Origin of the sequence: Herminiimonas aquatilis (assembly GCF_042665175.1) — a bacterium.
GTDB classification, from domain to species: Bacteria; Pseudomonadota; Gammaproteobacteria; order Burkholderiales; family Burkholderiaceae_D; genus Oxalicibacterium; species Oxalicibacterium aquatilis.
On the sequence record NZ_JBHTCC010000002.1, the window covers coordinates 371,883 to 397,254 of the forward strand.

25 protein-coding genes are annotated in these 25,372 nt (G+C 55.3%); 8 read left to right on the plus strand and 17 right to left on the minus strand.

All coding sequences use genetic code 11. The features are described from left to right. Window positions 1-48 precede the first annotated feature (48 nt). The 7 genes from ACFQO0_RS11285 to ACFQO0_RS11315 form a co-directional block, all read right to left on the minus strand. Window positions 49-1,179, minus strand: coding sequence for an ABC transporter permease (locus ACFQO0_RS11285; protein WP_382234652.1), 1,131 nt, complete (start codon window positions 1,177-1,179; stop codon window positions 49-51). A 2-nt stretch (window positions 1,180-1,181) separates the two neighbouring features. Further along, window positions 1,182-3,995, minus strand: a complete 2,814-nt coding sequence (rbbA, locus tag ACFQO0_RS11290) for a ribosome-associated ATPase/putative transporter RbbA (RefSeq protein WP_382234654.1) — start codon at window positions 3,993-3,995, stop codon at window positions 1,182-1,184. A gap of 3 nt (window positions 3,996-3,998) precedes the next feature. Beyond that, entirely contained in the window at window positions 3,999-5,072 is a 1,074-nt protein-coding gene (locus tag ACFQO0_RS11295; RefSeq protein ID WP_382234656.1) for an HlyD family secretion protein, read from the minus strand. A 20-nt stretch (window positions 5,073-5,092) separates the two neighbouring features. After that, entirely contained in the window at window positions 5,093-6,475 is a 1,383-nt protein-coding gene (locus ACFQO0_RS11300) for an efflux transporter outer membrane subunit (protein WP_382235092.1), read from the minus strand. A 393-nt stretch (window positions 6,476-6,868) separates the two neighbouring features. Beyond that, window positions 6,869-7,669, minus strand: a complete 801-nt coding sequence (locus tag ACFQO0_RS11305) for a ChbG/HpnK family deacetylase (RefSeq protein WP_382234658.1) — start codon at window positions 7,667-7,669, stop codon at window positions 6,869-6,871. 11 nt (window positions 7,670-7,680) lie between these two features. Continuing rightward, window positions 7,681-8,088: a GtrA family protein gene (locus tag ACFQO0_RS11310; RefSeq protein ID WP_382234660.1), complete on the minus strand. Its 408-nt coding sequence runs from the start codon at window positions 8,086-8,088 to the stop codon at window positions 7,681-7,683. Beyond that, window positions 8,075-9,109 carry a glycosyltransferase family 2 protein gene (locus tag ACFQO0_RS11315; RefSeq protein ID WP_382234661.1) on the minus strand — a complete coding sequence of 345 codons (1,035 nt, stop codon included), beginning with the start codon at window positions 9,107-9,109 and terminating at the stop codon, window positions 8,075-8,077. Before ACFQO0_RS11315 ends, ACFQO0_RS11310 begins: the two co-directional genes overlap by 14 nt. A 98-nt stretch (window positions 9,110-9,207) precedes the next feature. Here ACFQO0_RS11315 and ACFQO0_RS11320 point away from each other — a divergent pair, with 98 nt between their 5' ends. Together ACFQO0_RS11320 and ACFQO0_RS11325 are read left to right on the plus strand one after the other, a co-directional pair. Next, window positions 9,208-9,342, plus strand: coding sequence for a hypothetical protein (locus tag ACFQO0_RS11320; protein WP_382234662.1), 135 nt, complete (start codon window positions 9,208-9,210; stop codon window positions 9,340-9,342). 46 nt (window positions 9,343-9,388) lie between these two features. Then, window positions 9,389-10,900 (plus strand): glycosyltransferase family 39 protein, encoded by a 1,512-nt coding sequence (locus tag ACFQO0_RS11325; RefSeq protein WP_382234664.1) that lies wholly within the window; start codon window positions 9,389-9,391, stop codon window positions 10,898-10,900. A 72-nt stretch (window positions 10,901-10,972) separates the two neighbouring features. On the opposite strand, the gene pdxH is transcribed toward ACFQO0_RS11325, so the two are convergent. Then, the gene (pdxH, locus tag ACFQO0_RS11330; RefSeq protein WP_382234666.1) at window positions 10,973-11,608 is read right to left on the minus strand and encodes a pyridoxamine 5'-phosphate oxidase; all 636 of its coding nucleotides are present in this window, start codon (window positions 11,606-11,608) and stop codon (window positions 10,973-10,975) included. A gap of 317 nt (window positions 11,609-11,925) precedes the next feature. On the opposite strand from pdxH, the gene tcdA reads away from it, so the two are divergent. Then, window positions 11,926-12,828, plus strand: a complete 903-nt coding sequence (gene tcdA, locus ACFQO0_RS11335; RefSeq protein ID WP_382234668.1) for a tRNA cyclic N6-threonylcarbamoyladenosine(37) synthase TcdA — start codon at window positions 11,926-11,928, stop codon at window positions 12,826-12,828. Window positions 12,829-12,861: 33 nt separating this feature from the next. On the opposite strand, the gene ACFQO0_RS11340 is transcribed toward tcdA, so the two are convergent. The 3 genes from ACFQO0_RS11340 to ACFQO0_RS11350 all read right to left on the minus strand — a co-directional run bounded on the left by ACFQO0_RS11340 (window position 12,862) and on the right by ACFQO0_RS11350 (window position 15,296). Next, the gene (locus ACFQO0_RS11340; RefSeq protein ID WP_382234670.1) at window positions 12,862-13,914 is read right to left on the minus strand and encodes a GMP reductase; all 1,053 of its coding nucleotides are present in this window, start codon (window positions 13,912-13,914) and stop codon (window positions 12,862-12,864) included. 54 nt (window positions 13,915-13,968) lie between these two features. Continuing rightward, window positions 13,969-14,508 (minus strand): peptide-methionine (S)-S-oxide reductase MsrA, encoded by a 540-nt coding sequence (msrA, locus tag ACFQO0_RS11345; RefSeq protein WP_382234672.1) that lies wholly within the window; start codon window positions 14,506-14,508, stop codon window positions 13,969-13,971. A gap of 149 nt (window positions 14,509-14,657) precedes the next feature. Continuing rightward, entirely contained in the window at window positions 14,658-15,296 is a 639-nt protein-coding gene (locus ACFQO0_RS11350) for an AMP-binding protein (RefSeq protein WP_382234674.1), read from the minus strand. Between the two features lie 112 nt (window positions 15,297-15,408). On the opposite strand from ACFQO0_RS11350, the gene ACFQO0_RS11355 reads away from it, so the two are divergent. Then, window positions 15,409-15,909, plus strand: a complete 501-nt coding sequence (locus ACFQO0_RS11355) for a flavin reductase family protein (RefSeq protein WP_382234676.1) — start codon at window positions 15,409-15,411, stop codon at window positions 15,907-15,909. Window positions 15,910-15,970: 61 nt separating this feature from the next. Here ACFQO0_RS11355 and ACFQO0_RS11360 read toward each other — a convergent pair whose 3' ends face one another. The 6 genes from ACFQO0_RS11360 to ACFQO0_RS11385 all read right to left on the minus strand — a co-directional run bounded on the left by ACFQO0_RS11360 (window position 15,971) and on the right by ACFQO0_RS11385 (window position 22,193). Further along, window positions 15,971-16,990, minus strand: coding sequence for an L-threonylcarbamoyladenylate synthase (locus tag ACFQO0_RS11360; protein ID WP_382234678.1), 1,020 nt, complete (start codon window positions 16,988-16,990; stop codon window positions 15,971-15,973). Window positions 16,991-17,017: 27 nt separating this feature from the next. Continuing rightward, window positions 17,018-18,211 (minus strand): 5-(carboxyamino)imidazole ribonucleotide synthase, encoded by a 1,194-nt coding sequence (locus ACFQO0_RS11365; protein WP_382234680.1) that lies wholly within the window; start codon window positions 18,209-18,211, stop codon window positions 17,018-17,020. Next, entirely contained in the window at window positions 18,208-18,711 is a 504-nt protein-coding gene (gene purE, locus ACFQO0_RS11370; protein ID WP_382234682.1) for a 5-(carboxyamino)imidazole ribonucleotide mutase, read from the minus strand. Before purE ends, ACFQO0_RS11365 begins: the two co-directional genes overlap by 4 nt. A 1-nt stretch (window position 18,712) precedes the next feature. Beyond that, complete coding sequence (locus tag ACFQO0_RS11375; RefSeq protein ID WP_382234684.1) at window positions 18,713-19,609, minus strand: phosphoribosylaminoimidazolesuccinocarboxamide synthase; 897 nt, start codon at window positions 19,607-19,609, stop codon at window positions 18,713-18,715. Window positions 19,610-19,746: 137 nt separating this feature from the next. Continuing rightward, window positions 19,747-20,811: a class II fructose-bisphosphate aldolase gene (gene fba, locus ACFQO0_RS11380; RefSeq protein WP_382234686.1), complete on the minus strand. Its 1,065-nt coding sequence runs from the start codon at window positions 20,809-20,811 to the stop codon at window positions 19,747-19,749. A gap of 188 nt (window positions 20,812-20,999) precedes the next feature. Next, the gene (locus ACFQO0_RS11385; protein WP_382234688.1) at window positions 21,000-22,193 is read right to left on the minus strand and encodes a phosphoglycerate kinase; all 1,194 of its coding nucleotides are present in this window, start codon (window positions 22,191-22,193) and stop codon (window positions 21,000-21,002) included. 373 nt (window positions 22,194-22,566) lie between these two features. Here ACFQO0_RS11385 and ACFQO0_RS11390 point away from each other — a divergent pair, with 373 nt between their 5' ends. From ACFQO0_RS11390 to ACFQO0_RS11405, 4 genes are all read left to right on the plus strand, one after another. Next, window positions 22,567-23,487 carry a branched-chain amino acid transaminase gene (locus ACFQO0_RS11390; RefSeq protein ID WP_382234690.1) on the plus strand — a complete coding sequence of 307 codons (921 nt, stop codon included), beginning with the start codon at window positions 22,567-22,569 and terminating at the stop codon, window positions 23,485-23,487. Between the two features lie 134 nt (window positions 23,488-23,621). Further along, window positions 23,622-23,822 (plus strand): zinc-finger domain-containing protein, encoded by a 201-nt coding sequence (locus ACFQO0_RS11395; protein WP_382234692.1) that lies wholly within the window; start codon window positions 23,622-23,624, stop codon window positions 23,820-23,822. Window positions 23,823-23,831: 9 nt separating this feature from the next. Continuing rightward, window positions 23,832-24,263 carry a YybH family protein gene (locus tag ACFQO0_RS11400; RefSeq protein WP_382234694.1) on the plus strand — a complete coding sequence of 144 codons (432 nt, stop codon included), beginning with the start codon at window positions 23,832-23,834 and terminating at the stop codon, window positions 24,261-24,263. Window positions 24,264-24,406: 143 nt separating this feature from the next. Next, complete coding sequence (locus ACFQO0_RS11405) at window positions 24,407-25,360, plus strand: YheT family hydrolase (RefSeq protein WP_382234696.1); 954 nt, start codon at window positions 24,407-24,409, stop codon at window positions 25,358-25,360. The last annotated feature ends 12 nt before the right edge of the window (window positions 25,361-25,372 follow it).

A 25,372-nucleotide genomic window follows, 5' to 3' on the forward strand; every position in this document is an offset into this window, starting at 1 on the left:
CGAGATATTCAAACCTTGAAAAATCAGCGGATTTTCGTTTTGGACGCATCAAGCCATCAGGCTGATGGTCTTGCGAAAGCGTCGCAGCGACGCAATAAACAGCACCGCGCCTATGAGCAGGATAGCCAGCACTTGCGGCCACACTACATCCAGGCCCGCACCGCGAAACAGGATGGCCTGGGCAGCTGAAACAAAATGCGTGGTCGGTGCTGCCAGCATGACCTGCTGTACCAGCCATGGCATGCTCTCGCGTGGTGTCATGCCACCCGATAACATTTCCAGCGGCATCAGTATCAACACCATCAACATGCCGAACTGCGGCATGGACCGCGCCACTGTCGCCATGAAAATACCCATGGACGTGGTGGCGAACAGATGCAAGGCCGTCACCGCCATGAACAAGATAATCGATCCCTGTATTGGCACGCGCAAGGCCAGTTGCACCACAAACAGGAGAGAGACCGAAACTGCCAGCAAGACCACCAACCCCATGGCCCAAACCTTGGCGAGCATGATTTCGGTCGGTGTCACCGGCATCACCAGCAAGTGTTCTATGGTGCCGTGCTCGCGCTCGCGTATCAGTGCTGCGCCGGTGAGAATGATGGAGAGCATGGTGATGCTGTTAATGATCTCCATCAGCGAGCCGAACCAGGATTGTTCAAGATTGGGATTGAAACGCATGCGCAGATTCAGTTCGACCGGCATGCTGGTACTGCCACGATGGCGCTGCACGAATTCGCTCACTTCGCCGGCCACAATCTGTTGCACATAACCGCTGCCGATAAACGCCTGGCTCATGCGGGTGGCATCCACATTGAGCTGCGCGGCCGGTGCCTCGCCAGCCAATACATCGCGCTGGAAATTGGCTGGTATGTCGAGCACGAAAGTGTAGTCGCCGTTATCCATACCGATATCCATTTCGGCATGCGTAATCAAGCGCGGCGTCTTGAAGTGCGGCGGATAAAAACTGCCGACAATGCGCGCCGACAACGGCGAGTCATCCTCGTCAATGATCGCGATCACGGCATTATGCAGATTCTCGGGCGCCGCAGTCGCCGCCACATAGATCGCCACGGTAAAGGTATAAACGATCAGCACCAGCATCGTGGGCTCGCGCAGCAAGCTCCATAATTCCTTGATCCCAAGGCGATAAATATTGACGATAGCAATGTTACGCATGATCAGGACTCCTGCTTCTTGAGCAACAGGATGGCAGCGGCGACAATCACCGGAGCCGCGATGAAAAGCGGCAAAAACGAAGATTGCAGGCTGCTGAAATCCAGCGCCTTGCCGAACACGCCACGACTGATCGTCAGGAAATGGGTGGCTGGATAAATCCGGCCTATAAACGCACCGACGCCCTCAAGAGACGATACCGGATTGAGCAAGCCGGCAAACTGCACGCAAGGCAGAATCGTCCCTATCATCGTGACAAACATGGCGGAAATCTGGCTCTTGGTGAAGCTCGAAGCCAGCAAACCCAGACCAGTCGAAGAAATCACGAACAATAATGCGGCCAGCGTCAGCGTAAGGAAACTGCCCTTCAGCGGCACGCCAAATATAGTCACCGCCAGCAACGTCAGGATCAGGAAATTGAACATCGCCAGCGCAATATAAGGCAACTGTTTTCCCAGCAGGAACTCGGTACGGGTGACGGGCGTGACGTACAGATTGATGATGGAACCCAATTCCTTTTCGCGCACCACAGACAGCGCTGACAACATCGCCGGAATCATCATCAGCAACATGGGGATCACGGCCGGCACCATCGCCATCACGCTTCTGACATCGGGGTTGTAGCGGAATCGGGTTTCGATCTGGCTGACCACCGGCAGCGCCACACCGAGCCGATGCTGCGCCATGTCGGCCAGCCATAAGGCATGCATCGCTTGCACATAGCCGCGCACAGTTTCTGCGCGCGCCGGCATAGCGCCATCGACCCAGGCGGCGAGTTGCACCTCATGGCCACGCTTCAAGTCGCGGGCAAAACCGGAGGGAATTTCCAGCACCAGCGACAACTCGCCATTGCGCATGCGCCGGTCCAGTTCTGCATGATTGCGCACTGGTGGTTTTTCAATGAAGTAGCGCGAGCCGGCGAGATTGAGCGTGTAATTCTGGCTCACCGTGGTTTGATCCTGATCCAGCACGGCATACGACAGGTTGTCGACATCCATGTTCATGCCGTAGCCGATGATAAACATCAGCAGTGTCGTGCCCAGCAGCGCCAGCGTCGCACGTACGGGATCGCGCCTGAGTTCCAGCGTCTCGCGCCACATGTAGCTGAGGGCGCGGCCCATGCTCAAATGGCGACGCAGATAAGCCGGAGCGGCATGAGTTACTTCATCTGCTGCGTTGTCTTCTGCACTGCCCGCTGCGTTGCCTCCTGCACTATGCGCCGCGTTGCCGGTTTCCGCGCTAACAGTCAATGTCGCCTGATTATTTGCAGCGGCTGCTACGCCGCTCGCCTCTTCGAGATAGGCGATGAACGCCTGCTCCAGTGTCTCTACCCGGCATCGTGCGACCAGTTGCGCCGGCGTATCACTGACCAGCACCTTGCCCGCATGCATGAGCGAAATCCGGTCGCAGCGCTCGGCTTCATTCATGAAGTGGGTAGAAATAAAAATTGTCACGCGATCACGGCGCGACAACGCGATCAAGAGCCGCCAGAAATTATCACGCGCCACCGGGTCCACGCCCGAAGTCGGTTCATCGAGAATCAGCAATTCCGGCCCATGCACCATTGCCACGGCCAGTGACAGGCGCTGGCGCATCCCCAGCGGCAGCTTGTTCGGCAATGCATCACACTCTCCGGCCAGCCCGAAACGATCCAGCATCTGTTGTACCCGCCCTGCAATTTCGGCTTCCGGCACATTGAACAGGCGCGCATGCAGCACCAGGTTTTGCATGACACTGAGCTCGGAATATAGTGAAAACGATTGCGACATGTAGCCGACGCGACGCCGTGTGGCGATGTCATGCGGATCGACTTCATGCCCGAACAGCCAGGCCAGGCCCTCGCTTGCCGCCAGCAAGCCGGTCAGCACTTTCATCGTGGTCGTCTTGCCACAGCCGTTGGAACCGATAAAGCCGAATATCTCACCGCGCCGAATACGAAAATTGACATGATCAACCGCGGTGAAATCGCCAAAGCGCATCGTCAAGTCACGCGCCTCGATGGCCACTTCGGCATCCGCACCCAATGCCAGCGGCTGGATTTCGACTGCCTGATGGCCGCGCTTTTTTTCTTCCGGCAACAGCGCGATGAATGCCGCTTCCAGATTGGCGCTGCCGGTCTGCGCCAGCAAGTCCTGCGGTGCGCCGGTAGCCAGCACCCGCCCCCCATCCATAGCCACCAGCCAGTCGAAACCTTGCGCCTCATCCATGTAAGCGGTCGCCACGATCACGCTGATCTGCGGGCGCTCCTGGCGTATGCCCGCGATCAAGTTCCAGAACTGGGCCCGTGCCAGCGGATCGACGCCGGTAGTCGGCTCATCGAGTATCAGCAAGTCGGGATCATGGATCAGCGCACAGCACAAACCCAGTTTCTGTTTCATGCCGCCGGAAAGCTTGCCGACCGAACGTGTGAGGAAGGGAAACAGGCCGGTGCTGCGCGTCAGACTGTCGATGCGACGACGACGCTCGGCAGCATCGTGGCCGAACAGGCGCGCAAAAAACTGCAGGTTTTCCTCGACCGACAAGGTCGGATACAAATTCCTGCCCAAGCCCTGCGGCATATAGGCAATCCGTGGACACACTGCATCGCGATGCCGCTTGCTGCGCATGTCACCGCCTAATACGTCGGCGCTGCCCTGCTGCATTTTGCGTGCGCCAGCCACCAATGCCAGCAAGCTGGACTTGCCGACACCATCCGGACCTATCAGTCCCACCATGCATTGCGCCGGGATATCCAGGCTGATGCTGGCCAGCGCTACTGTCTTGCCGTATTGCAGACTGATATCAGCCAGTCGGATTACCGGAAGCGCCGCATCAGGCATGGCTCACTCCGGCAACTTGATGGCCAGCGCAGGGGGCCATGCCGACCTGGGGTCGAGCTTGAGCCACGCCACGCCAGGCAAACCGGTCTTGACCAGCTTTAAATGTTTTTCCAGTAGCGCGCGGTCTATCTGCGCCCTGACGCGGAACATCAGCTTTTGCCGCTCGCTGGCGGTTTCCACCGTCTTCGGCGTAAATTGTGCAGTGCTGGCCACAAAAGACAGCCTGGCCGGAATCACATACTGCGGTGCGGCGTCGAGCACGATGTGGACTTCGCTGTCCAGCGCCAGCTTGCCAACGATGGTTTCCGGCACGAAGAAGGTCATGTAAACATCCGACAAATCCACCAGGTTCAGCACCTTGCCGCCAGCGCCTATCACTTCACCTGCTTCTGCAATCCGGTATTGCACGCGACCGCTACGGGGTGCGGTCAATACACTGTCATTGATGTCCGCCTGTATGCGCGCTACCGACGCTGCCGCTGCAACAGCGGTGGCACGCGCTCCCGCCACCTGGGTCTGCGCGGCGTTGATCGCGGATTGCGCAGCCTCAACTTGTGCGCGTGCTGCCACCAGCGCCGCCTGCACGCTGCGCTCGCGTGCACGGTCGTCATCGAGTTCCTGCAGCGAGGATGCGCCTTCCTGCGCCAGCGTCTGCGACCGTACCAGACGACGCTGTGCTGCATCAACTTCGCTCTGGCGTTGCGCTACCAAGGCCTGTGTTGCCTGCTTGTCACTCTGGCGCATCGCCACCAGTGCTTCCGCGCTGGCGATCGCCGCTACCGCTTGCTGCTGACTTGCGCGCGCTTCGTCATACATGGCGGTCAGCGTATCTATTTGCATGCGTGCGAGGGGCTGACCGGCACTCACAAAATCACCTTCATTGACGAGTATCTCTGCCACGCGTCCACCCAGTTTGGCCGCTACATCCACTTCGGTCGCCTCGATGCGCCCATTGCCGCTGACGAAGCCGGCACCCGGCCCCGTCTCGCGTAAATTGACCCAGGCGTAGGCTGCAGCGCCCAATAGCATCGCCACGATGATGATGGGAAGCAGCGGTTTTTTGAAATCAAGATTCATGGCCAGACCAGATTATCTGCTCAAGGAATAGGATGAACCGGTTCAGCGTCTACAGTCACCACGCCGCCGCCCAGTGCCGCATACAAGTTGACCTGGCTGGACAATAAGGCCCGGCGTATTTGCACCAGCTGCTGCTCGGCGACCAGCAAGTCGCGCTGCGCATCCAGCACTTCCAGATACGCCGAAGCGCCATTGTCGTAGCGCAGCTGGGACAAGCGTGCACGCTCCGCCTGTGTCGCAAGCGCAGCCTGTGCAATGGTCAACTGCTGCGCCAGCCACTGACGTGCGGCCAGCGCGTTCGATACATCACGGAAAGCTGCCTGTATGGTTTTTTCATAATTGGCGACCGCGATATCTCGTCTCGCTTCAGCCAGACTGAGGTTGTTGCTACGGCGGCCGGCATCGAAAAGCGGCAGCGAAATACTGGGGGCGAAAGTCCAGGCGCGACTGCCGGCAGTGAACAAGCCATCCAGCTCGGCACTGGCGGTACCGAAAGATGCCGTCAGTGCAATGCGCGGGAAAAATGCCGCACGCGCAGCGCCAATCTGCGCATGCGCAGCCCTCAGCTGATGCTCGGCAGCGACAATATCGGGGCGACGGTGCAACAAGTCCGAAGGCAAACCCGGCCTCAGCGGCACCAGCATTTTTCCCTCATCCAGACGCTCGCTGGCCGACAGATCCAGGGGCGCGCCAACCAGCAGATTCAATGCATTGGCCTGTACCGCACGCGCCTGCTCCAATTGCGCCGCCAGCCCCTGCGCCTGCGTCAATAGCGTTTGCACCTGCGTCAGGTTCAAACGCGAGGTCGAACCGACTTCCAGCCGCCGCGTGAAGATGCGCAGGCTTTCTTCGCGACTGGCAATGGTCAGGCGCGCCAGTGCGATGCGCTCATCCAGTTCGCACAGCGTCAGATAGCTGTCAGCCACCTGCGCAATCAGCCCCAATTCAACGGCAAGGTGCGCTTCATCGCTGGCGAGATAATTTTCCAGTGCAGCATCGCGCAGGTTGCGCACACGACCCCAGAAATCGATTTCCCAACTCGCCATGCCCAGGCTCACCTGATACTGGCTGCCCAGCATCGACTGGCGCGTCAGGCTGAGATCTGCGGGAACACGCGCGCGCTCCATGCCTGCCTGCGCTGCCATGGTGGGAAATTGCTCCGCACGTTGTATGCCAAACAGCGCGCGCGCTTCTTCCACACGCAGCAGCGCAGTGCGCAAGTCGCGGCTATTGTCCAGCGCCCGGCTAATCAAATCTTGCAGGCGCGGATCGGTGAAGTAATCGCGCCAACCCACCGTTGCTGCAAGCGCGCCTTCCGGGGTGGCATCGCCTGGATAATGCGCTGCCACAGGAAGAGGCGGAGTCTGATAGGCAGGAGCGAGCAAGGTACAGGCTGGCAACATCAGCGCAACTGTGGCCAGCACGCCCCAAATGATGTGAGGCGCAATGCAGTCGATCTGCGCATAGCGCAGCTCAATCTTTGATGATGCACTTGCGAATGTCGCTTGCATGGAGTGATGCCTCAGGTCTGAATAAGTCCTCGGTAATCAACCGCTTACAAGCAGTGCTTTTCTCATAGCCTTGCGCAGTGTGTCAATGACAACTACGGCATTGCTTATGCCATATCAACTTTCTATGAAATATTCTGTTTATCCGTGGCAAACGTGCGTTTGCGACGCAATCGGGTCGGTCCTGAGTTATTGCTTATATGAATGGCTTGTGTGAAGCCGCTGACATGCAGCCGCTGATAAATACCGCTGATGATTCAGCGGCTAGTTGTCTGCAAGAATGTGACGCTAGATGGGATTCGAGACAGGATGCGACAGACGCGACAGCTTGACTTGCGCAGCAGCAAGCATCTGGGCGAATTGCTCGGACTGAAAGAAGCGATATTCGACCACGCGTTGTTGCGCGATCTCGTCATGGGGATAAGGCTCGGTCGCCGGATGGCACATGATCAGCATGCCGGGTTGCGCCGCATCCAGCCAAACTTTGAAACAAGCGGCATAGTCTTCCTGATCGAAACCATACACACCGGCAAACCCGGCGTTGCTGGCGATCCGCGCAGCTGTCAATTCTTTGGCCAGCGCCTGGCCGCCCAGATATTTGAGAATTTGCGGCTTGCCGCCCCATGCCGGGTTCGCCGGCATGGTGTTGCGTACCCATAGCGGATGATCGGCATAGCGACGCTTGATCACCTTCAACACTATCTGGCGCACACCGGGAAATTGATGCACATGCTGATGGCCGTCGATAAAATCCGGCGCCTGTCCGTATCCCTCTTCAAATGCATCGAGCTGACGTTCCAGTTGCTGCTCCACTGTTTGCAGATTCATGCGGCGCAACAGGCTACGCAAAATCACGGCATTGAGGCTGGGTGTCGCTGCGCCAAAACCTTCGGTCAGATTGAAATGCAAACCGATATCAGCTTGTTCGCGATACGGACGCAAGGCCGGTGCCGATACAGATTGCCAGTGCGGCGAGGTGCTGAAACAGCTGACTGCCGTGAGACGACCTGCCGCCAGCAATGCGAGTATGCCGGCATCGATACCCGGGTTCTGCGCATAGTCATCGGAACAAAGTGCAATCGGTGTCATGGCATTCTTCATCAATGGGAAGCGTGGCGAAATGCCCATAAGCGGCTGAGCACATAGGTCATGGCGGCGACGGTAAACACCACCACGGCCAAGGCGAGATAATACGGCCAGCCAGCGTATCGCAGCAGCAGGTAAAACATCAATTGATTCATGCCAAACCCGAGCAGCGCAACCAGCAAAAATCGCGGGAAAGATGCGTGCTTATTTTCGCCATGCGTGGCCATCGCATCGGAAAATGTCCAGTGCCTGTGACCGAAATAACTGACCCAGAATGCGGCCACGAAGCCACCGACGTTGGCTTGCAAAGGAGCGATATGCAGCAACTCAACCAGCGCAATCACAACCCAGTAATGTACGGCAGCAGCGCTCAGACCGACGATGCCGAAACGCGCCAGCCGCAACAGCTCAGTCAGGCGCATGGGTGTTCGCAAGTGTGTCTTTGTCTGCAGATGCATTGCGCGCTGGTTTATCGAAGGTTCCATTATCTATATCGTGCGCAATGACATAGAGCGGACGCTTTTTGACTTCGTCATACACGCGCCCCACATACTCGCCCAGCACGCCTATCGAGATCAACTGTATCCCGGAAAAGAACATCAAGCCTGCGGCAAGAGTGGACCAGCCCGGCACATCATTGCCAAAGAAGATGGCTTCGCCCGCAATCCAGAATGCATACAGAATCGCGATAATGGAAATCACGACACCGACTGCGCTCCATATCCGCAAAGGCAAAGTCGTGAATGCCGTCACGCCTGCCAATGCCAGCCGGCTCAGACTGCGATAACTAAAGCTGGACACGCCGGTTGCGCGATCGTTAGGTACAAAGGGCAGCGCAATGCTGCTGAACCCGACCCACGCATACAAGCCCTTCATGAACCGATTGCGTTCCGGAAGTTGGCGCAAGGCGTTGACCACCTTGCGGTCCATCAAGCGGAAATCGCCAGCATTGCGCGGAATAGTGATCGGTGCGCCGGACTCCATCAGATGATAAAACATCCCGGTACCCCAGCGCTTGAGACGCGATTCGTTGCTGCGGTCGCTGATCACGCCGTACACCATGTCGATGCCGCCGGCCCATAATCTGACCATTTCAGACAGTAATTCCAAGGGATGCTGGTAGTCGCCATCCAGCAGGATTACGGCGTCGCCTCTGGCTGCATCGATACCGGCTGACAAGGCAGCTTCCTTGCCAAAATTTCTGGAAAAACTGATGTAGCGTAAACCCGCATCTGCCAGCAAAGGCGCCATCACTTCATTGGTATTGTCTTTGCTGCCGTCGTTGACGACTATGATTTCGTAACGGGGGGCGAAGGTCTCCAGGGTTTTCCGCAAATCCTGCAAAAACGCGGCAAGATGAGCGGCCTCGTTGTATGCGGGAATCACGCAGGAAATCAACGCATCGGCCGGACGATGTTGCGGCAGTGCGGTCAATGTCACCATGAGAATAACCTTTCTGGATCAAGCAGCCAGACAGCGCACAAGCCTTTAAGCATGAGGAATTCGGGCTGGCTGTCGGGTAAAAAATTTAGCGGAGCATTATGGCCAACGATTATAATTCACCGCCACTGTATGCGATTGCCAAACTGAAATTGTTTCCGGATTTCTACGCACATAACTTACCTGTTACCGATGATGCCAACCCAGTCACTCCAGCCAGTTTCCTCGTCCAATAAGTTCGTCCGGCTGTTTTCGCCGAGCGCAGACAATATCGCGCCGCTGGTGATCCTGCTGCTCTTGCTGCATCTGGCCCTGTGGACCATTTTCACCGGCATCAGCCATCGCTCGCCCGACTGGGACAATATGGAAGAGCTGGTCTGGGCCAGCGGGCTGGAATGGGGATATTACAAACATCCGCCGCTGCCGTCCTGGATACTTTACGGATTGGTATCCATCTTCGGCCGCCCGGTCTGGCTAACTTTTTTCACCGGCCAATTGAGCGTCATCCTGGCCTTGTGGATGGTCTGGAAGCTGGGCTGCGAAATGACCTCGCAACGTCGCGCATTGATCGCCACCTTGCTGGTTTCCGTGGTTGCGTACTTCACGGTGCGCGGCGTGATGAACAATCACAATACGATGCAGTTATGGTCGGTCGCTGGCGCGATCTGGATGCTGTATCGCGCCACGCATACCGGCAGCATGCGCGCATGGGCCCTGCTCGGCTTCTTTTGCGGATGCGCATTTTTGACCAAATACAGCGCGCTGATTCAATTCGCGGCATTCGCGCTTTACCTGTTATGCGCCGGCCATCTGCGTCGCGCACAGACCTGGAAGGGCATCGGATTATCGACGGTCATACTGATCGCGATGGTGACACCGCATTTGCTGTGGCTCAAACAGCAAGCGGCAGGTCCGGTAGCGTATGCGGGCAGCGAAATGGTACCGCTCGCAAGCTATTTGCTTGAGCTGCAGGATTTGCTGAGCTTTTCCATCACCAATCTGGGACGCATAGCCGCACTGATCCTGGCCGTGGCCATCGTTGCAATATGGAGTGCGCGCCAGTATAAATTGACGCCGAAATCTGCGCGTCCCCCTACCATCGCCAGCCAATTGGCAGCATCGGATCGTTTCTTCCTGCTGGTGATCGGCATCGCGCCGCTGGTGCTGACGATGCTGATTGCGGGAGCGATGAAGATCCCGCTGGCAGCCCACTGGGCCACCACTTTTTTCATCCTGTTCGGCTTTTTCTCGTTCTGGCTTTTGCGTAGTGGCGACGATGTCGCTCTTTTGCGCAAGACGGTAATCGTCATCGTGCTGATGCAGATTCTGGGCGCAGCCGGCTACGGCCTGGCACGCGGTCCGCTGGCAGATAAAGCGGGACGTCCTAGCCGCGCCACCTTCCCGGGCGCAGAAGTATCCCGCCAAGTGCATGCAGCATGGCAAGCCAATATGCACACGCCGCTCAAGCTGGTGGCATCCGATACATGGTTGGGCGGCAATATCGCCACCCATATCGGTCCTCAGGTGCAAGTCTTGATCGATGGCGATTACACCAAATCGCCGTGGGTAAATGAAGAACAGGCGGATAAATGCGGGATGCTGGTTGCGATCAACCGCAGCAAGGACAACCCGCCTGAAATCGATAATGAAGTGATCGCCCTGATGGCGCAAAGCACCCAACACGGCATACTGGACATTGCATGGACCAAGAAGGCTGATGGCCCAAGAGTCGTGATCGAGTGGGGCATCATTCCGCCACAAGCGGACTGCAGCGAGAAACCTGCATCACTGTAGTTTTTGCAGTAACGTTTTACTGCTCTCGTCGGCGCATACGCATCACGCGATGTCGCTGACGAGAATGTCCACTCAGGGTTGCAAGCGCTGCCGCTTCCACTGCCCGTCTTTTTCCAGCGTATAGGCGATACGGTCATGCAAACGTGACCTGCGCCCCTGCCAAAACTCGATGTACTCCGGTTTCAGACGATAACCGCCCCAATGCTGGGGACGCGGTGTGGTTTCGCCATATTGCGCCTCAGCCTGCGCATACTGTGCCTCGAGAGCCGGGCGATCTGCGATCAGGGTGCTCTGCGCCGAAGCGATTGCACTCAAGCGACTCTTGATCGGACGACTCTGAAAATATTGCTCGCTTTCTTCCGCCGACACTTTCTCGACGCGACCTTCAATACGGACCTCGCGTTCCAGTGCAATCCAATGGAACAACAAGGCTGCATACGGATTTTTATCCAGCTCCAGACCCTTGCGACTTTCGTAATTGGTAAACCATGTGAACCCGCGTTGATCGAAATCCTTGATCAGCAAAATGCGGGATGAAGGCCGGCCATTTTCGCCGACGGTCGATACGCCCATCGCATTCGGTTCCGGCACTTCAGCACGCAGTGCCTCAGCAAACCATTTCGAAAATTGCACGATAGGATCGGCATCAGTATCGGTCTCGGACAAGTCAGCTTGTGTGTAATCAGTGCGAATATCTGCAATCGACATGAATTCTCTTTCTATCTCTACATTGATGGTGCGTTATTTCGTTAGCTGTGTTCAGGCAGTGTCAACATATACGACCTGAACCATACGGATTCACTTCGACATGCGCGACACGCTATATTGCACGCCCCTTCCATCTAATTGTCATCCGCAGAGTAAATGGAGCGTTACACGCCAGAATTGATCCATCTCAATCTATCTGAAGAATACCGTAAATAATTTGGCAATGTGATAACCGCAATGCGGCAACCACAGTACTTTTCAATAAAAGAAAATCAGTACAGCAGAGCTTTATCCTCCGCGTCCGTTAAAATGGCGACATGACTTCTCCTTCTGCTTCCCTGACTTCATCTCCTGATCATTCATCTCCTGATCAAGAGATCGATTTTGACCGCCGCTTTGGCGGCATTGCCCGTCTCTACGGACAGTCCGGCCTGACTCGTTTTCGCGCGGCGCATGTGTGCGTGGTTGGGGTCGGCGGCGTCGGCTCCTGGGTGGTGGAAGCGCTGGCACGCAGTGCGATCGGACGCATCACCATGATCGATCTGGACAACCTCGCAGAGTCCAACGTCAACCGCCAAATTCACGCACTCACCGATACCCTGGGAAAAGCCAAGGTGACCGCATTGGCCGAGCGCATCGCACAAATCAATCCGTATTGCATCGTGACCGAAATCGAGGATTTTCTGACGGCAGACAATCTGGACGAAATGATAGGCACGCGCAACTACGATTACATCATCGATGCCATCGACAATGTCCGTGCCAAAACTGCGCTGATTGCCTATTGTCGCAAGCATGGTTTGAAACTCGTGACCATAGGCAGCGCGGGTGGACAAATCGACCCGACCCGAATTGAAGTACTGGATCTGTGCCGCACCGAACAGGAACCGCTGCTGGCGAAAGTCCGCAAGCGCTTGCGTGCCGAACATGGTTTTCCGCGCGGGACAAAAAACAAGTTCGGTATCGATGCTGTGTTTTCTACCGAGCCGTTACGCTTCCCGGAAAGCCTGGAAGTGTGCGCGGTTGATGGTGATGAAGCGGCAGGGATTACCGGACTCAATTGCGCCGGCTTCGGCTCGGCGATGGTAGTGACGGCATCATTTGGCTTGGTCGCCGCCGCACACGTATTGCGCAAGCTGGCGGCCGAAGCAAATGTACATGTAGATGCAGATTCAGAAACCGGTACAGCAAGCGCAGTGAATCATGACCAATCGGCATAATCCCGCCGGCTGAGCCCTCAGCGATTGGCCGCTTCAGGACTTGCCGAAGACTTCATTCAATTGTTGTGTCACGCGTACAAAGGTAGTGCGCTTCGTTAATTCCTTCAGCTTGTGCGCACCGACATAGGTACATGCGGATCGCACGCCGCCAAGAATATCCTGCAAGGTATTGGCAACCGGGCCGCGATATTCAACCAACACTTCCTTGCCTTCTGCGGCGCGATATTCTGCCACCCCGCCGGCGTACTTCTCCATCGCGGCGCGACTGCTCATGCCGTAAAAACGTTTGAATTTATTGCCATCGCGCTCCACCACATCGCCGGCGCATTCATCATGGCCGGCCAGCATACCGCCCAGCATGACGAAGTCGGCACCGCCACCGAAGGCCTTGGCCAGATCGCCCGGTACCGCGCAGCCGCCATCGGCGCAGATCTGCCCACCCAGCCCATGCGCAGCATCGGCACATTCAATCACGGCGGATAATTGGGGATAACCGACACCGGTCATCTTGCGCGTGGTGCAGACCGACCCCGGGCCTATACCTACCTTGACGATATCGGCACCCGCCAGTATCAATTCTTCGGTGATATCGCCGGTCACGACATTGCCGGCCATGATGGTCAAATGCGGAAATGCCTTGCGTACTTTCTTGACGAAATTGATGAAACCTTCGGTGTAACCGTTGGCGACATCGATACAGACATAGTCGATGGCACCGTTCAGGCGGGCCATCACCGAGGTGAATTTCTCGTAATCGGATGTACTGATGCCCATCGAATAAAACGCACTGGACGGAGCTGTATCACCATTCTTCAGCGACAGAAAAAACCCTTCCAGTTCATCAATTGAATAATGCTTGTGCAAGGCAACCGATAGCTGATGCACAGCGAGCGCATGCGCCATTTCCATGGTGCCGGTGCTGTCCATATTGGAAGCGATGATGGGAATGCCGTGATAGGTTTTGCGGGAATGATGGAAAATGAATTCGCGCCGGATATCAACGCCAAGCCGCGAAGTCAGCGTCGAGCGCTTCGGGCGTATCAACACATCCTTGAAATCCAGTTTGACCGATTCTTCGATATGCATAACACCTCCGTCATGGTGTATCCAGCATCAAAACATCCATCGCAAGACGCCACTTCAGGAAAGATCGGTCTTGAGTTTGTCGCGAAAGGTTTGCCGGAACTTGGACACCTTGGGCGCAACGATAAACGCGCAATAACCCTGCATCGGATTTTGCCGGAAATAATTCTGATGATATGCCTCGGCCTTGTAATAGGTTTCCACCTGGCTGAGTTCAGTCACGATGGGCGCATCCCACACATTCGCCATTTCCGAAATAACATGCCTGGCCGTTTCTTGCTGTTGCGGCGTGTGGTAATAGATCACCGAGCGATATTGCGTACCTACATCGTTGCCCTGACGATTCAGGGTGGTGGGATCATGGATCGTGAAAAACACTTCAAGGATTTCACGATAACTGACAACGGTCGGGTCGAACGTCAGGCGCACCACTTCAGCATGACCGGTCGTGCCTTCGCAAATCTGTTCATAACTTGGATTTGGAATCTGGCCACCGGTGTAACCGGATTCAACGGCGATGACGCCTTTAAGCTGTTGGTAAACAGCCTCAGTACACCAAAAACAGCCGCCACCAAGAGTTGCGATTTCCGTTGCCATACATTTGCTCCGTGATTGAATAATGTCGTCAAATAGCGCTACCAGATGTCATGACTGTAGCGCAAAGCGATCAATGTGCATAGAAATCGGAGGGCAATTGCCGCGTCAACAACAGTGTGGGCCGCTGAGATACAGGCTGCGAATCAGGTTCAGCGAAAAATAATGGTGCCGCCATTGACCAGCACCGGCAATACCTGCGGTGCAAAAATATCGGCATCAAACAGGGCTTCCGCAATCCTGAATTCCTGCGCCGCATTCGACTGCAAGCGAGCGGTTGAGCTTTCCATCAGTTGCTGCAAGCTTTGCTCCTCCACTCGCAAACCACCGTTTTCCAGAACGAGCAAAGAGATCAGGCTGGGCTGCGTAAAATCCTCAATCACGCTTGGCGTATGGTGGCAGCGGGTCGCAATCAGCGACGACAGGTTCGCGATGACAGGCGCCGCAGGCGGCACTTCGAATATCGTCTCGTCATCGTGCAGCAACAGCACCGCCGGTATGTTCTTGAGTATGGCGAGACTTTCCAGATGCAAGGGTGCGTGCTCCAGCGGCAACAGCTTCGCACCGCAGCGTGCCACTGCGATATAGAACATCAATGCATCCTGATGCCCCTGGCCCCAGTACACAACCGTATCGCCCGCCTTCACATGCCATTCGCTTTTCAGACGTGCAGTGGCCCGTTCGATACGCGACCAGAATTTTCTGTAGGTGACTACACGCCGACTCGAGCGAGATGCAATCGCATTCGGCTGGGTCGCAACATGTTGACGCAAGATGGTGAAAAGATTCATGTGTAAATTTCTCCGCAACCTGAATTCTACGGAAAAACCGCATGCACCATGCAGCGTTTAACCATGGGAGTTAATTTTTTCGGCATAATGAATGAAATTTCCTGGATCATCGATGTCTATCACTCCTTCACGCAATACCGTACCCGTTGTTGATGCACGCCATTTTCGCGATGCGCTGTCTCAATTCGCGACGGGAGTGACCATTATCACCACACGTTTGCCCGACAACAGCTTTCTCGGCTTGACTGCGAGTTCATTCAATTCCGTTTCGCTCAACCCACCGCTGGTCTTGTGGAGTCTCGCGCAGACTGCGAACAGCATGCCCGTCTTCACAAACAATTCGCACTACGTCATTAATATTCTGGCAGCCGATCAGGCCGCTCTCGCCCATCAGTTTGCGCGCCCAAGCAAGAATCGTTTTGAAGGTGTGGATTTCAAATTGTCACCTACTGGTTTGCCGATCATTTCAGGCGTCGCAGCATGGTTTGAATGCCATAATCGCAGCCGTTATCCGGAAGGCGATCACGTCATTTTTGTGGGAGAAGTCGAGTGTTGCGATGTGTCGCCCAAAGAACCATTGGTCTTTCACGGTGGTCGCTTATTGTCTGAATAAGATCAGGATTCCAGCGTGTCAAACTGGCACAGCGAACGCAAGCGCGGCAAATAACGGGATATTAATCCTGCAGCAGGCGCGACAAAATACCGGATGAATCATGCGCGGCCCGGCGCAATCTGTCATTGATGCCGTTCCACGCGTCTTCCACAGGCGGTGTCTGCACCACAATGACATCAGCATTCGCGTTATCCATCGCGCGCAAGGCAGCATACAGCGCATACGCGTAACCGGCAGGATTCTCTGGCAGCGCAATGCGCGCAAAAACCGGCGTATGCACTTCTGCATCGTATTCCATCAATGCGACGCGACGACCACGGGCATCCAATTTTTGCAGCATGTCGCTCAACTGTACGCTATCGACCAAGACCACCGGTGTACGCGGCGCGTAATGCGATTCCAGGGTGCCGGAAGCGCGTGGTGCGGTGTGATCCGGCAAGGCGGGCCAGCTGCCCAATACATCCGCGATTTGAGCTGCCGTGATATGACCCGGCCGCAGCAAGACGGCATGGCCGCGCGATACGTCGACGATCGTCGACTCAATACCGACTTCGCTTTGGCCGCCGTCGAGTATGCAGGTCAGCAGCGTGCCCTGATCATCTGCAAATTCATCATGGACATGCTGCGCAGTGGTAGGACTGACCTGGCCAAACTTGTTGGCAGAGGGCGCAGCTACACCACCCTGGCCATTCTTGAACGCGCGCAGCAAGGCTTGTGCGACCGGATGTGAAGGACAACGCAGCCCGATGGAATCCTGACCGCCGGCAACCGTATCGGGAATATGTTCGGCCCGCTTGACGATCAAGGTCAGCGGGCCTGGCCAGAAGGCGGCAATCAATTTACGTGCATCAGGCGAAACAGATTGCGCCCAATAAGCAAGGTCGGCTTCCGGTGCCAGGTGCACAATGACCGGATGATTGGAAGGACGGCCTTTGGCTTGATAAATCTTGGCAACTGCCATTGGATTTTCGGCATCCGCACCGAGGCCATAGACGGTCTCGGTAGGAAAGGCGACCAGTTCGCCACGCTCCAGGCGGCGCGCGGCATCTTGGATTGCAGGCAAATCCAGTGATTCAGGCATCGCTTGCTTATTCAACACTATCGACGATCAAGGTTCGATGCCGAGAATCACACAGGCTTTGTGCAGATTGGCTTGCGCTTCTTCCAGTGTCGGCGCGATGAAAGTAATGTGACCCATCTTGCGTGCACGGCGTGCGGTATCTTTGCCGTACAAGTGCAGATTTGCACCAGGCAGCGCCAACACTTTGTCCCATGCCGGCTCACGCGCCTCATCCGATTTTCCTTCAAACCAGATGTCACCCAAAATATTCAGCATGGCTGCCGGCGAATGCTGACGCACATCACCCAAAGGCAAGCGCGCCATGGCCCGTGCCTGTTGCGCAAACTGGCTGGTGACGCATGCATCGATCGTGTAGTGACCACTGTTATGCGGACGCGGTGCCATCTCATTGACAACCAGTGAGCCATCGGTGAGTACAAAAAATTCTATGCACAAGACGCCGACATAACCGAGCTGTTCAATCACGGCCAGCGTTGCCGCCTGCGCTTTTTCTGCAGAGGCTGTGGTGATGTGGGGACCCGGTACCGTCGTGGTGAACAGGATGCCGTCTCTATGCACGTTTTCCGCAATCGGATAAACCACCGCCTTGCCGTCGGCACCACGCGCTGCCAGTACGGAAATTTCATAAGCCAGCGGCAGCATTTTTTCCAGCACGCAGGCGACGCCATTCATGCCGGCATAGGCATCGTGCAATTCGGCGCGCGTCTTCACGCGAACCTGGCCTTTGCCGTCATAACCCATGCGCACGGTTTTCAATATTCCTGGCAGTAAATCGTCAGGCACGGCATCCACGTCAGCATCAGAATTAATTTCTTTATGCGACGCAGGGAACACGCCGGAAGTGGCCGCGCACTCGATGAAAAAACGCTTCTCTGCCATCCGGTCCTGTGCAATGGAAACACACGACGATGACGGCGCGACGAACGTGCGCTCAGCCAAAAACGCGAGGCTCTTGGCTGAGACGTTTTCAAATTCGGTGGTCACTGCCGCACATTGCGCCGCCAGCTTGATCAACGCATCGGCATCCGTATAGTCAGCGCTAATCAACTGATCGGCAGCGTGGCTCGCAGGACAGTCCAGTGCCGGCTCCAGCACTGCCACCTTGAAGCCCATTTGTTGCGCAGCATGTGCAAACATGCGTCCCAGCTGTCCGCCGCCCATCACGCCCAGCCAGGTGGCCGGTGCAGCGGATGGATTCAAAGGTGATAATTTTTTCGTCATTTCGGCAAGATCATTTCTAAAGCGATTTTTGTTTGCTTGGCGCGGAATTCTTGCAGGCTAGCGGCAAGCTTGTCATCGGTAGTAGCAAGCATTGCTATTGCAGCCAGCGCCGCATTCGCCGCGCCTGCCTCGCCGATCGCGAAGGTTGATACGGGAATCCCCTTCGGCATCTGCACGATGGACAGCAATGAATCTTCACCGCGCAAATATTTGGAAGGAACAGGCACGCCCAAAACCGGCACGATGGTTTTTGCTGCCAGCATGCCAGGCAAGTGGGCGGCACCGCCGGCACCGGCGATGATCGCACGCAAGCCACGCGCGCGCGCCGACTCTGCATAGGCAAACATTTGATCCGGCATCCGATGCGCAGAAATCACTTGCGCTTCATGTGCAATACCAAACTCTTTCAGCATCGCGACCGCGTGCTGCATCACATCCCAGTCGGACGAAGAACCCATTACGACGCCAATAACAGGCTGGCTCGATGCTTCGTTTGTCATATCAGCCTTTCAGGTCTTCGCCAGTCAAACGGGTCAACGCTTCACGGTACTTCGCGCCGGTTTTTTCGATGACATCATCCGGCAAGGTAGGAGCCGGTGCGGTCTTGTTCCAGTCGGTCAGCGTTTCCAGATAATCGCGTACAAACTGCTTGTCGAACGACGGTGGCGAAATACCGGTCGCGTAGGAATCAGCAGGCCAGAAGCGCGACGAATCAGCAGTCAGTACTTCATCCATCAAATGCAGCACGCCATCTTTATCCAGACCGAACTCAAACTTGGTATCGGCAATGATAATGCCGCGTGTCGCAGCATAATCCGCGGCCGTCTTGTACAGCTGAATGCTGACGTCGCGAATCTTGTTCGCCAGTTCCTTGCCGATGCGCTGCTCCATGTCGGCAAAGGTGATGTTCTCGTCATGCTCACCCAGATCAGCTTTGGCGGCTGGCGTAAAAATCGGTTCCGCCAGTTTCTCTGCCTGCTTCAAACCGGCCGGCAATTGCACACCGCAGACTGCGCCGGTTTTCTTGTAATCGTTCCAGCCGGAACCGATCAGATAACCACGCACCACGGCTTCGACCAAGATCGGTTGCAGGCGTTTGGCGACAACAGCGCGGTTCTTGACCTGCGACACTTCGTCTGGCGCAACCACTGATTCCGGTGCGATGCCGGTCAGATGATTCGGCACGATGTCCTTCAGTTTTTCAAACCAGAAGTCAGACATCTGGTTCAGCACTTGTCCCTTGTCCGGTATCGGTTGATTCATCACGACGTCGAATGCCGACAAACGGTCGCTGGTGACAATCAAAATCTTGTCATCGCCGACGGCGTAGTTTTCGCGAACCTTGCCGCGTCCGAGTAAAGGCAATGAAGTGATGCTGGACTGATACAAACTGGTCATGACGTTTCCATAAATCTGAAACGGCGATTCCGAGAATCGCCGATACGTGGTTGCACTACTGAATAGGCTTGCTAAATCTGTGTTGCAGATCACTCATGGCACTGTGCTCACCGAGCGATCTGCTGTTAATCGAACGGTTACTGAACGATTTGCGACAATTCGCCGGCTTTATATTTTTCTGCCATTTTATCGAGCGACAGCGGTTTGATTTTTGCAGCCTGGCCTTCGCAACCGAAAGCAAGGAAGCGCGCCTTGCAGACCTGTTTCGCCGCTTCTTTTGCCGGTTTCAGGTAATCGCGCGGATCGAACTTCGTCGGATTCTCGATCAGGTAGCGACGGATCGCGCCTGTCATCGCCAAACGGATATCGGTATCGATGTTGATCTTGCGCACACCGTTCTTGATGCCGATTTGAATTTCTTCCACCGGCACGCCGTAGGTCTCTTTCATATCGCCGCCGAATTCGCGGATTTCCGCGAGCAATTCCTGTGGTACCGATGACGAACCGTGCATCACCAGATGCGTGTTTGGAATACGCACATGGATTTCGCGTATGCGTTCTATCGCGAGGATATCGCCTGTCGGCTTTTTCGTAAATTTGTATGCGCCATGCGAAGTGCCGATGGCAATTGCCAATGCATCACATTGAGTTTGCTTGACGAAGTCGGCAGCCTGCTCAACGTCGGTCAGCAATTGTTCGCGCGTCATTTTGCCATCGGCACCGTGACCGTCTTCCTTGTCGCCCATCATGGTTTCCAGCGAACCCAGCACACCCAGCTCTGCTTCTACCGTAACGCCGATTGCGTGCGAAAACTCGACTACCTTGCGCGACACTTCAACATTGTATTCATAGCTGGCAACCGACTTGCCGTCTGCATTCAAGGAGCCGTCCATCATCACTGAGGAAAAACCGGAGCGTATCGCCGCCATGCAGACTGCCGGTGTCTGTCCGTGATCCTGATGCATGACAACCGGGATGTGCGGATAGGCTTCAATCGCCGCTTCAATCAAGTGACGCAAAAACGGTTCGCCCGCATATTTGCGTGCGCCAGCAGAAGCTTGCATGATCACCGGCGAGCCGACTTCATCGGCGGCTTCCATAATGGCCGTCACCTGTTCCAGGTTGTTGACGTTGAACGCAGGCAGGCCGTAGCCGTTTTCGGCTGCGTGGTCGAGCAATTGACGCATGGATACGAGTGGCATGGTAATTCTCCAAAACAGTAAATTAAGGTTTGCCGAACAGATGATGTCTTGATGCCACGCGCTTGATCCGCAGCGACACGTTCATCATCACAACAAATTAGTTTTCTAAAACTTCAAACATCCGTACTACGTTTTTGTGCATCAGCAGGCGCGTAAATCATTACATGCATACACATTATTTTTGCAAATTAAATGCTGGCGCGCTGTTCCAGAATCTCGACCGCAGGCAAGGTTTTACCTTCCAAAAATTCCAGGAAAGCGCCGCCGCCGGTAGAGATGTAACCGATCTTGTCGGCAATATCGTACTTGGCAATCGCCGCCAGCGTATCGCCACCGCCGGCAACTGAAAAACCTTTGGATTCTGCAATCGCGCGTGCCAGGGTTTTGGTACCGTTGGCAAATTGATCGAACTCGAACACGCCGACCGGACCGTTCCAGACAATCGTGCCGGCATGCGCAATTTGTTGTGCCAAGATTTCGGCAGTCTTCGGTCCTATATCCAGAATCATGTCGTCGTCAGCCACATCTTTCACATCCTTGACGGTCGCTGCGGCCGTTGGCGAAAACTCTTTGGCGCACACTACATCGACGGGAATCGGGACCGATGCACCGCGCTTGGCCATCATGTCGATGATGACTTTGGCGTCACCGACCAGGTCGGCTTCCGCCAGCGATTTACCGATTTTCAACCCAGCAGCCAGCATGAAAGTATTAGCGATACCGCCACCGACAATCAGGTTATCAACCTTGTCAGCCAGCGTTTTCAAAATGGTCAGCTTGGTCGATACCTTGGAGCCGGCGACTATCGCCACCAATGGGCTGGCCGGTTGGTGCAAGGCCTTGCCCAGGGCATCCAGCTCTGCCGCCAGCAAAGGACCGGCGCAAGCGACAGGCGCATATTTGGCGATGCCATGCGTCGTTGCTTCAGCGCGATGCGCCGTGCCGAACGCATCGTTCACATAGACATCGCATAGCGCGGCAATTTTGCGGGCGAGTGCATCGTCATTTTTTTTCTCACCCTTGTTGACGCGGCAGTTTTCCAGCAGAACCACTTGGCCTGTTGCGACTTCAACCCCATCGACCCAGTTTTGTTTTAATTCAACCGGCTGGCCGAGCAATTCGCTCAAACGCTGTGCAATCGGTGCAAGTGTATCTTCCGGCTTGAATTCGCCTTCGATCGGACGGCCAAGATGCGACGTTACCATTACGGCTGCGCCTGCTTTCAGTGCTTGTTGAATCGCTGGCACCGAAGCGCGTATGCGCGTGTCTTCGCTGATATTGCCTTGGCTGTCTTGCGGTACGTTGAGATCGGCACGGATAAATACGCGCTTGCCCGTCAGTTCATTACGCGCGATCAAATCGCTCAATCTTTTGAATTGCATGGAGTTATTCGTTAGTGGGTTTGACGAAAGACCGCTATTTTACCGCACCGGAAGGCGCAAAAACCTTGGTTTCATGCCAATGTTCTATGCGGAAAAGGTGGAAAGAGGAGAAATTGCCGGCTGTTTCATCGAATGAAGCCAATTGCAAAGTCGTCAGTTAGAAGGCTATTCAGCAAATAGATTCATTTTTAATATAATAAATTATCTTTTAATTATCATTTTGCAGTCACTCGGCAGAAAATTGAAGGCATGGAAATGAACCAGCATCCAAATAACCAAACCCATTTGCGGGCCCCTGCGCTAGCTTTGCGACCTCTTTTTTCCTGCTGTAATCCGTTAAAATCGAGCTCTTGCAAAACGACTGGGGTTGCCAATGTCGATGTCTGATCGCGACGGCAAAATTTGGAAAGACGGCCAACTCATAGATTGGCGCGATGCGAGCATACACATCCTGACGCACTCGCTGCATTACGGCATGGCCGTGTTCGAAGGCGTGCGTGCCTATAAAACAGACCAAGGCACGGCGATCTTCCGCCTGCGCGAACATACCGAACGCCTGTTTAATTCTGCCAAGATCTTTCAGATGAACATACCCTTCCATCAGGAAGCCATCGCACAGGCGCAACTGAAGGTAGTGCGCGAAAACCAGCTGGAAAGCTGCTATCTGCGTCCATTAGTATGGATCGGCGATGAAAAACTCGGCATCTCCGCCAAAGGGAACACTATCCATGTAGCGGTCGCCGCCTGGCCTTGGGGTGCTTATCTGGGCGAAGACGGCCTCAACAAAGGCATACGCGTCAAAACCTCTTCGTTCAGTCGTCACCACGTCAATGTCTCGCTGGTACGCGCCAAGGCCTCCGGCTATTACATCAATTCCATCCTCGCCAATCAGGAAGCGCTGGCCGACGGCTATGACGAAGCCTTGTTGCTGGACACCGACGGCTACGTCTCGGAAGGCTCAGGCGAAAACGTGTTCATCGTCAAGAAAGGCAAGCTTTATACGCCTGACCTCGCCTCTTGCCTGGACGGCATCACCCGCGATTCGGTACTGACGATTGCACGCGATCTCGGCATCGAAGTCATCGAAAAACGCATCACCCGCGATGAAGTATATTGCGCCGACGAGGCCTTTTTTACCGGAACGGCAGCAGAAGTCACGCCGGTACGCGAGCTGGATAATCGCGCCATTGGTGAAGGCAAGCGCGGAGCCATCACCGAAAAACTGCAAACGGTATTTTTCGATGCGGTTGCCGGACGTGCACCGCAATACAGCCACTGGCTGACGATCATATGATCATCAGCTTGGAAGGGCGGATTATTTGCTATACGATAGCCGCGCTTCACTTTACTATTTGCAACATGCAGCAAGCGTTTAGCGCATTAACAACTTAATTCAGTAATTATTTATCAAGCAATTCGGAGAATCAAATGACACAAGCAACGCAAGGCGCGTCCGCAATCGAACTCGATGGCAAAGATTTGCCAGCCTACTGCCCCAACCCGGCCATGCCGGCCTGGAGTTCGCATCCACGCGTTTTCCTGGAGTTCTCGCACGGCGGCGAAGCAAAATGCCCGTATTGCGGTACTGTCTATCGCCTGAAACCCGGTGCAGCCGCACACGGCCACTGATCAATCATCATGCCAAAAGCACGCAAGCAGTTCGGCACGGCAGACGATATAGAAATCGCCTTGTACGATGCAATCGGTCGCGCCGATCTGGAAGCACTGATGGCATTGTGGGCAGACGATGAAGAAATCGTCTGTATCCATCCGGACGGCACGCGCCTGATTGGCTATGCAGCGATCCGCGCGTCGTGGGAAGAGATTTTTTCCCGCGGCGGCGTACACATACTGCCGTTGCAGTTGCACGCTTCGCACAACCTGATGAGCTCGGTACACAACCTGATTGAAGCCGTGTACACGCCGGAAGGTACGCAACGCGATGTACATATACTTGCCACCAATGTTTATGTGAAAACACCAGCCGGCTGGCGTATCGTCCTGCATCACGCCTCGACTGCACCCGGCAAGGCGAAAACGGAGTTGCTTGCAAACAATGTCCTGCATTGATAGTCGAATCGCATTTTCACTTGACCAAAATTTCATTTGCAGAAAAAGTGTCTGACAGCAGAACGCAACCTGTAAAGCGTTGACGCTTCACGCAAATGACTGCTATCCATGCCAGCATCAACTCCCATGGAATGATTTCCCAAATGATCTACCCTGCCCCAAGCTGGCTGCCAGGCGGCCATCTGCAAACCATCTATCCTGCAAAATGCATCGCGAAACCGCCAGTGCACTATCGGCGCGAACGCTGGGATACTCCGGACCATGATTTCATCGATCTGGATTTTGTCGACGGCACACCAGGATTGCCGTTTCTGGTCCTGTTCCACGGTCTGGAAGGCTCGTCCAACAGTCATTACGCACGCGCATTGATGGCGCATATTGCAACGCTCGGATGGTCGGGAGTCGTCGTGCACTTTCGCGGCTGCTCGGGTGAGCTGAATCACGCGCCGCGCTTTTATCATTCCGGCGACGCCCAGGAAATAGAGTGGGTACTGCGCAGATTAGCACCGTATGCTCGCGAGCGCGGCGCCAGCCACTTCTACGCAAGCGGCGTATCGCTAGGTGGCAATGCGCTGTTGCGCTGGCTGGGAGAATCACAACATCAGGCAGAGATCGTTGATGCAGCCTGCGCCATTTCTGCGCCTCTCGATCTGGCGGGCGGCGGCGGTGCATTGTCGCATGGCGTGAACATGCTTTACACCCGTATTTTTCTGGAAACGCTCAAACCCAAATGCGCGGAGAAACTCATGCAATTCCCCGGCTTGTTCAATCGCGATGCGATGATGAATGCACGGGATCTGTATGCGTTCGACAATATCGTCACCGCTCCTTTGCACGGTTACCTGAGCACCGAAGACTACTGGCATCGCGCCAGTGCCAAACACGTGCTCAATGACATTACCGTTCCCACTTTGGTATTGAACGCCAGGAATGATCCTTTTTTACCGAGACAATATTTACCAAACGTAGCCAGTGACAGAGTGACGCTGGAACAACCGGAACACGGCGGCCACGTTGGTTTTGCTGCTGGCCCTTTTCCCGGCCAATTGAACTGGCTGCCGCAACGCATGGTCAAATTTCTGCAAAGTCCACGCTGATGATGAGCAACT

Bases quoted from the DNA above. Each gene is read 5' to 3' on its own strand.
- msrA (WP_382234672.1), bottom strand. From the start codon at position 14,508: ATGGCAACGGAAATCGCAACTCTTGGTGGCGGCTGTTTTTGGTGTACT.
- fba (WP_382234686.1), bottom strand. From the start codon at position 20,811: ATGCCACTCGTATCCATGCGTCAATTGCTCGACCACGCAGCCGAAAAC.
- ACFQO0_RS11285 (WP_382234652.1), bottom strand. From the start codon at position 1,179: ATGCGTAACATTGCTATCGTCAATATTTATCGCCTTGGGATCAAGGAA.
- ACFQO0_RS11350 (WP_382234674.1), bottom strand. From the start codon at position 15,296: ATGAATCTTTTCACCATCTTGCGTCAACATGTTGCGACCCAGCCGAAT.
- ACFQO0_RS11400 (WP_382234694.1), top strand. From the start codon at position 23,832: ATGCCAAAAGCACGCAAGCAGTTCGGCACGGCAGACGATATAGAAATC.
- tcdA (WP_382234668.1), top strand. From the start codon at position 11,926: ATGACTTCTCCTTCTGCTTCCCTGACTTCATCTCCTGATCATTCATCT.
- ACFQO0_RS11320 (WP_382234662.1), top strand. From the start codon at position 9,208: ATGGCCAACGATTATAATTCACCGCCACTGTATGCGATTGCCAAACTG.
- ACFQO0_RS11365 (WP_382234680.1), bottom strand. From the start codon at position 18,211: ATGACGAAAAAATTATCACCTTTGAATCCATCCGCTGCACCGGCCACC.
- ACFQO0_RS11315 (WP_382234661.1), bottom strand. From the start codon at position 9,109: ATGGTGACATTGACCGCACTGCCGCAACATCGTCCGGCCGATGCGTTG.
- ACFQO0_RS11405 (WP_382234696.1), top strand. From the start codon at position 24,407: ATGATCTACCCTGCCCCAAGCTGGCTGCCAGGCGGCCATCTGCAAACC.
- pdxH (WP_382234666.1), bottom strand. From the start codon at position 11,608: ATGTCGATTGCAGATATTCGCACTGATTACACACAAGCTGACTTGTCC.
- ACFQO0_RS11295 (WP_382234656.1), bottom strand. From the start codon at position 5,072: ATGAATCTTGATTTCAAAAAACCGCTGCTTCCCATCATCATCGTGGCG.
- ACFQO0_RS11360 (WP_382234678.1), bottom strand. From the start codon at position 16,990: ATGCCTGAATCACTGGATTTGCCTGCAATCCAAGATGCCGCGCGCCGC.
- ACFQO0_RS11300 (WP_382235092.1), bottom strand. From the start codon at position 6,475: ATGTTGCCAGCCTGTACCTTGCTCGCTCCTGCCTATCAGACTCCGCCT.
- rbbA (WP_382234654.1), bottom strand. From the start codon at position 3,995: ATGCCTGATGCGGCGCTTCCGGTAATCCGACTGGCTGATATCAGTCTG.
- ACFQO0_RS11355 (WP_382234676.1), top strand. From the start codon at position 15,409: ATGTCTATCACTCCTTCACGCAATACCGTACCCGTTGTTGATGCACGC.
- ACFQO0_RS11305 (WP_382234658.1), bottom strand. From the start codon at position 7,669: ATGACACCGATTGCACTTTGTTCCGATGACTATGCGCAGAACCCGGGT.
- purE (WP_382234682.1), bottom strand. From the start codon at position 18,711: ATGACAAACGAAGCATCGAGCCAGCCTGTTATTGGCGTCGTAATGGGT.
- ACFQO0_RS11310 (WP_382234660.1), bottom strand. From the start codon at position 8,088: ATGCGCCTGACTGAGCTGTTGCGGCTGGCGCGTTTCGGCATCGTCGGT.
- ACFQO0_RS11385 (WP_382234688.1), bottom strand. From the start codon at position 22,193: ATGCAATTCAAAAGATTGAGCGATTTGATCGCGCGTAATGAACTGACG.
- ACFQO0_RS11375 (WP_382234684.1), bottom strand. From the start codon at position 19,609: ATGACCAGTTTGTATCAGTCCAGCATCACTTCATTGCCTTTACTCGGA.
- ACFQO0_RS11395 (WP_382234692.1), top strand. From the start codon at position 23,622: ATGACACAAGCAACGCAAGGCGCGTCCGCAATCGAACTCGATGGCAAA.
- ACFQO0_RS11340 (WP_382234670.1), bottom strand. From the start codon at position 13,914: ATGCATATCGAAGAATCGGTCAAACTGGATTTCAAGGATGTGTTGATA.
- ACFQO0_RS11390 (WP_382234690.1), top strand. From the start codon at position 22,567: ATGTCGATGTCTGATCGCGACGGCAAAATTTGGAAAGACGGCCAACTC.